Below are 5627 nucleotides of genomic sequence, written 5' to 3'. Positions count from 1 at the left end.
TTCGGCGAGCTCGTGGGTGATCCGGCGGACGAGCGTCACCACGCCCGGGGTGTCCGCGGTGTTCTGCACCAGCACGCCGAATTCGTCGCCGCCGAGGCGGGCCACCAGGGCCTTCTCCGCGTCGAACACCATCTTCAGCTTGGCGGCGACGAATTCGGCGTGCTGGTGCAGAACACCGCGGACACCCCGGGCGTGGTGACGCTCGTCCGCCGGATCACCCACGAGCTCGCCGAAGCGGAGTACGTCGACGGCCGGCGCGGCGTCGCGGTGCCGGCCGTCATCGGCGTCGTCCACCGCCCGCCGCGCGACATCACGCCCGCGGAGCTGCTGCAGGCGTCGGACCTGACGCTGCGGCGCGCCCAGCGGACGGGCAACCAGTGGGGTCTGTTCGACCGCGAGCTGGACCGGCGTGACCGGCACGACTTCGGCCTGGCCGCGTCGATGGCGGGCGCGTGGGAGAACGGCGAGATCGAAGCCCGCTACCGCGTGCTGCTGTCGGCGACGACCGGCGCGGCCGAGGGTGTCGAGGCGCGGCTGCGCTGGAACCACCCGGCCGAAGGCGTGCTGCCGCACGAAACGTGCGTGCGGCTGGCCGCGGAAATCGGGCTGGCGCTGCCGCTGGGCACGTGGCTGCTGCGCACGGCGGCCGAGCGGCTGGCGGCGTCCGGGCTCGAGCTGCCCCTGGTCGTCGAGCTGACCGCACAGCAGGCGGCGGACCCGGAGCTGGTCGGCGAGATCCGCGGTGTCCTGGGCGACACCGGCCTGGCGCCGGATCGCCTGCGGCCCGGCTTCCCGGCCGCGGCCCTCGACGTCAGCGACGCGGCGGACAACTTCAAGGTGCTGGGCGAAATCGGTGTCCGGGCGGAGATCCACGGCCTCGCCGACGTCACCTGCCTGACGGAGTTCCCGGCGCACGCGGTCCGGATCGCGCCGAACCTGGCCGCCAAACGGGAACACCCGCTCGTGACGGGGCCGCTGTCGGCCTTGATCGACGCGGCGCACGCGGCCGGGGCGTCGGTGTCGGTCGCCGGGGTCGGGACGGCGGACGAGGCCGCCTGGTGGCAGGACCGGGGCGCGGACCTGCTGTCGGGCCCGGCGTTCCCCGATCTGCCGGGCGGCTTGCCCGGCTGCTGAGTCAGATCCGCACGAGGACTTCGTCGAGGGGCTTGCGCCGCAGGTCCGGCACGACGCAGTCGTCGGCCGGGTAGCCGACCGGGATCACCGCGAACGCCTTTTCGTTGCGGGGGCGGCCCAGCAGTTCGCCGAGGAACCGCATCGGCGACGGCGTGTGCGTCAGCGCCGCGAGACCCGCCACCTGCAACGCCGTGAGCAGCATGCCGACCGCGATGCCGACCGATTCGTCGACGTAGTAGTGCTTGCGGACGCCGCCGTCGTCGTCGAGGGCGAACCGCTGCTGGAACACGACGATGAGGTACGGCGCGTCGGTCAGGTGGGGTTTCACCGCGTCCGTGCCGAGCGGCCGGAGCGCGTCGAGCCACGCCTCGCCGAGGCGGCCGTCGTAGGAAATGCGCTCCTCGGCTTCGGCGGCTTCGCGGATCCGGCGGCGCACCTCCGGGTCCGCCACGAGCACGAACGTCCACGGCTGCTGGTGCGCCCCGCTGGGGGCGGTCGAGGCGATCGCGATCGCGTCGAGCACCGCGCGTTCGGGTACCGGGTCCGGGGAGAACATCCGGACCGAACGCCGGGTTTCCATCCGCTGCCGCAGTGCGGCGACCCGGGCGAGTGCTTCGTCGTCGGGCAGCCGTGCGGGCCGGTAGGGGACCGGGTGATAGGTCATGTCCGGATTGTGGCGAGGGACACCCGTGCCGCAGCAGGGCCGAACGTACGATTCGCGGTGTTAAGTGTCCGATGTACGGACAGTAAGGTGATCCTTGCTTCGAAAATTACGCCGCACAGCCCAGGCCAACTAGGCCGTTCGGTCCTGTCGCGTGAAGTGATCTCCTCATTACCCTCCAGTAGCAGACAGTGGTGCCGATCACAGTCGTTCCGGGAGGCTTCATGGCGTCGCGCGTCCGAGGACCCGGCTCCGAAGACCGGCGCGAACTGCGGATCCGGCACCTCGCCGGCTGCCTGCCCTGCACGCTCAAATGCGCGTATTGCGGGCTGCCGGTGCGGCTCACCGGGCCGGGCGACCACCCCGGCTACGGCGTGGTCGAAGAAGTGACCGGCGATCTCGTGCTGCTGCACCGGTTCTGCCGCGCCGCGCTCGGCCGGTGCCGGACCCGGGGGTGCGTGCTGCGGCGCGCCCACCTCGGCCGCGCGACCGAGCAGTACGAAACCGGCCGGCGGCCCGGGCGCTACCAGCGCCTCGGCGTCCGGCGCTCGCCCGACCTCGACCTGTACCGGAAGCACTGGCGGATCGCGAAGATGCGGTACGCGTGCAAGGCGTGCCGGTACTACACCGGCTCGCACTGAGCCGGTCCTTCCATCACGACGCGGAGGACTCGTGCTCGTTCGTCTCATCCTCGGCCTGCTCATGACCGTCGTCGGCCTCGCCGTCGCCGGGAAGCGGGTCGCGTTCCTCTACCGGCTGATCAAGGCCGGCCAGCCCGACACCAAACGGTCCGACGACCTCGGTGCCCGGGTCTTCGCGCAGGTGCGTGAGGTGTTCGGCCAGCGCAAGCTGCTGAAGTGGTCGGTGCCCGGCCTGGCGCACTTCTTCACGTTCTGGGGCTTCGTGATCCTCGCTTCGGTGTACCTCGAGGCGTACGGGGCGCTGTTCGACGAGAAGTTCGCCATCCCGTGGATCGGCCACTGGGCGGTGCTCGGGTTCCTGCAGGACTTCATCGCCGTCGCCGTGGCCGTCTCGCTCGGCGTCTTCACGGTCATCCGGATCCGGAACGCCCCCGAGCGCAAGGACCGCGCGTCCCGGTTCTACGGTTCGCACACCGGCGGCGCGTGGCTGATCCTGGTCATGATCTTCAACGTCGTCTGGACGATGTTCTTCTTCCGCGGCGCCTCCTCGGCGTCCGGCAATTTCCCGTACGACTCCGGCGCGTACGTCTCGCTCGGCGTCGGGAACCTCCTCGAGCCGCTCGGGCACTCGGCGACCGAGGTGCTGGAGACGGTCGGCCTGCTGCTGCACATCGGTGTCATGCTGGTGTTCCTGTCGATCGTGCTCTACTCCAAGCACCTGCACATCTTCGTGGCGCCGATCAACGTCTCGGCGAAGCGGCTGCCGGACGCGCTCGGCCCGCTGCTGCCGATGGAGTCCGGCGGCAAGCCGATCGACTTCGAGGACCCGGGCGAGGACGACACGTTCGGCCGCGGCAAGATCGGCGACTTCACCTGGAAGGGCATGCTGGACTTCGCCACGTGCACCGAGTGCGGCCGCTGCCAGTCCCAGTGCCCGGCGTGGAACACCGGAAAGCCGTTGTCGCCGAAGCTGGTCATCATGAACCTGCGCGACAACCTGTTCGAGGAAGCGCCCTACATCCTCGCGGGCACCGAGCACGAGGGCGCGCGCCCGCTGGTCGGCCCGGAGGACGACGGCGGCGTCATCGACCCGGACGTGCTGTGGTCGTGCACCACCTGCGGCGCGTGCGTCGAGCAGTGCCCGGTGGACATCGAGCACGTCGACCACATCGTCGACATGCGCCGCTACCAGGTGATGATCGAGTCGGCCTTCCCGACCGAGCTGGGCGGGCTGTTCAAGAACCTGGAGACCAAGGGCAACCCGTGGGGCCAGAACAACTCCGAGCGCCTGGCCTGGACGAAGGACCTCGGCTTCGACGTCCCGGTGTTCGACGGCGAGCTGGCCGAGGACGTCGAGTACGTCTACTGGGTGGGCTGCGCCGGCGCGTTCGACGACCAGGCCCGCAAGACCGTCCGCGCCACGGCCGAGCTCCTGCACATCGCCGGGGTGAAGTACGTGGTGCTGGGCAAGGAGGAGTCCTGCACCGGTGACCCGGCGCGCCGCGCGGGCAACGAGTTCCTGTTCCAGATGATGGCGCAGCAGACGGCGGAGACGCTCAACGCCGTGTTCGAAGGCCGCGAGCCGCGGCTGCGCAAGATCGTCACGACCTGCCCGCACTGCCTGAACACCCTCGGCCGCGAATACCCGGACCTGGACGGCCACTACGAGGTGGTCCACCACACGCAGCTGCTCAACCGCCTGGTCCGCGGCGGCCGGCTGACCCCGGTCAAGCCGGTCGAGGACGGCCCGAAGGTCACCTACCACGACCCCTGCTACCTCGGGCGCCACAACAAGGTCTACACGCCCCCGCGTGAGCTGGTCGGCGCGACCGGCGCCGAGCTGGCCGAGATGCCCCGCCACGCGGACCGGGCCTTGTGCTGCGGCGCCGGTGGCGCCCGGATGTGGATGGAGGAGCAGATCGGCAAGCGCATCAACCTGGAGCGGGTCGACGAGGCGATCGCCACGGACGCGGAGACGATCGTGACGGGCTGCCCGTTCTGCCGCGTGATGCTGACGGACGGCCTGGTCCAGCGGCAGAGCGAGCAGAAGGCGGAGAACGTGGACGTGCGTGATGTCGCCCAGCTGCTGCTGGAACGGGTGAAGGCTACGGACGCTTCGGCCCCGAAGGTCTGAACGGGTTCACCCGTTCGCTCTATATCCTCCGGCCGCCGCGCGGCTCTTCCTTGAAGGAACAGGGAGCCGCGCGGCGGGAGGGTACCCATGGGCGGGGCGAGGATCGAGACGCTCGGCGGGTCCGGGGCGCGCCTGGCCGTGCGCCGCGGGTCGTGGCTGGTGGGCCGCGGGCCCGACGCGGACCTGCGGCTGCCCTCGGACCAGGTGTCGCTGCGGCACGCCTGGATCCGGCAGGACGCGCGCGGCACGTGGGTGGCCGACGCCGGGTCGCGCAACGGCACCTGGGTCAACGGGCGGCGGCTGGCGTCCGGGCAGGATCACCCGCTGCGCAACGGGGACCGGCTCGAGTTCGGTCCGGTCGCCGCGGTCTACTCCGACGGTGAAGGCGGGGTGCAGCAGACGCGGAACTGGCAGCGTTCGTCGTCCGGTGGTGTTTCGTTCGGGGACGTCTCGGCCGGGACGATCAACAACGCCGGGCGCGACGTCAACCACAGCTACGACAACCGGCAGCACCACAACTACGAGTTCACCACGCCGGAGGGCGAGGCGCTCTCCCTCATGGCGACCGGGAAGGGGCTCGGCCGGCCGATCATGATCCTCGGGACGCTCCTGAGCCTGACCGGGTTCGGGCTGTTCGGGTTCGGGATCTTCCGGTTCATGAAGGCGGGCACGGAGGCGATGTCGGCGGGTTCGTTCGCCGCGCCGCCGTCGCCGCTCGGCCCGGAGGTCTTCGGCGGGGTGCCGCTCGGCGCGATCGGCTTCGCGTTGTTCGTGCTGGGCGGCGTGGTGTCGTCGATCGGGCTGGTGATGGCCAAGGCGGCGCGCGAGCGGCGCCGGAACGGGAGGCACTAGATGGACGGCATCCACTTCCACGGCGAGGTCCGGGCCGGGACCGTCAACAACGCCGTCCACGGCGACATCAACACCGTCCACGGTGGACACCAGGAGATCCACCGCGGCTTCGACGCGCGGCAGGTCGCGTCGCTGGTGCGGGCGGTCCGCGCGGAACTCGACGCGGCCCGGCTGGCACCGGCCACGAAGGACGCCGTGCACGACG

5 protein-coding genes and 1 pseudogene are annotated in these 5627 nt (G+C 70.9%); 5 read left to right on the top strand and 1 reads right to left on the bottom strand.

The window, feature by feature from the left end; all coding sequences use genetic code 11:
• Positions 1 to 159: 159 nt before the first annotated feature.
• Positions 160 to 1134, top strand: a complete 975-nt coding sequence (locus CCN39_RS43570) for a GGDEF domain-containing phosphodiesterase (RefSeq protein WP_244211280.1) — start codon at positions 160 to 162, stop codon at positions 1132 to 1134.
• 1 nt (position 1135) lies between these two features.
• Here CCN39_RS43570 and CCN39_RS43565 read toward each other — a convergent pair whose 3' ends face one another.
• The gene (locus CCN39_RS43565) at positions 1136 to 1798 is read right to left on the bottom strand and encodes a nitroreductase family protein (RefSeq protein ID WP_086852533.1); all 663 of its coding nucleotides are present in this window, start codon (positions 1796 to 1798) and stop codon (positions 1136 to 1138) included.
• Positions 1799 to 2019: 221 nt separating this feature from the next.
• Between CCN39_RS43565 and CCN39_RS43560 the strand changes: the two genes are divergently transcribed.
• The 4 genes and pseudogenes from CCN39_RS43560 to CCN39_RS43545 form a co-directional block, all read left to right on the top strand.
• Positions 2020 to 2436 (top strand): hypothetical protein, encoded by a 417-nt coding sequence (locus CCN39_RS43560; RefSeq protein ID WP_086852530.1) that lies wholly within the window; start codon positions 2020 to 2022, stop codon positions 2434 to 2436.
• 31 nt (positions 2437 to 2467) lie between these two features.
• Entirely contained in the window at positions 2468 to 4570 is a 2103-nt protein-coding gene (locus tag CCN39_RS43555; RefSeq protein ID WP_086852528.1) for a (Fe-S)-binding protein, read from the top strand.
• 87 nt (positions 4571 to 4657) lie between these two features.
• Complete coding sequence (locus tag CCN39_RS43550) at positions 4658 to 5422, top strand: FHA domain-containing protein (RefSeq protein WP_086852526.1); 765 nt, start codon at positions 4658 to 4660, stop codon at positions 5420 to 5422.
• A pseudogene (locus CCN39_RS43545) lies at positions 5423 to 5627 on the top strand (hypothetical protein); the annotation flags it as partial.

Source organism: Amycolatopsis kentuckyensis, from assembly GCF_002155975.1.
Classification (GTDB): Bacteria; Actinomycetota; Actinomycetes; order Mycobacteriales; family Pseudonocardiaceae; genus Amycolatopsis; species Amycolatopsis kentuckyensis.
This window is presented reverse-complemented; position numbering and strand designations above follow the sequence as displayed.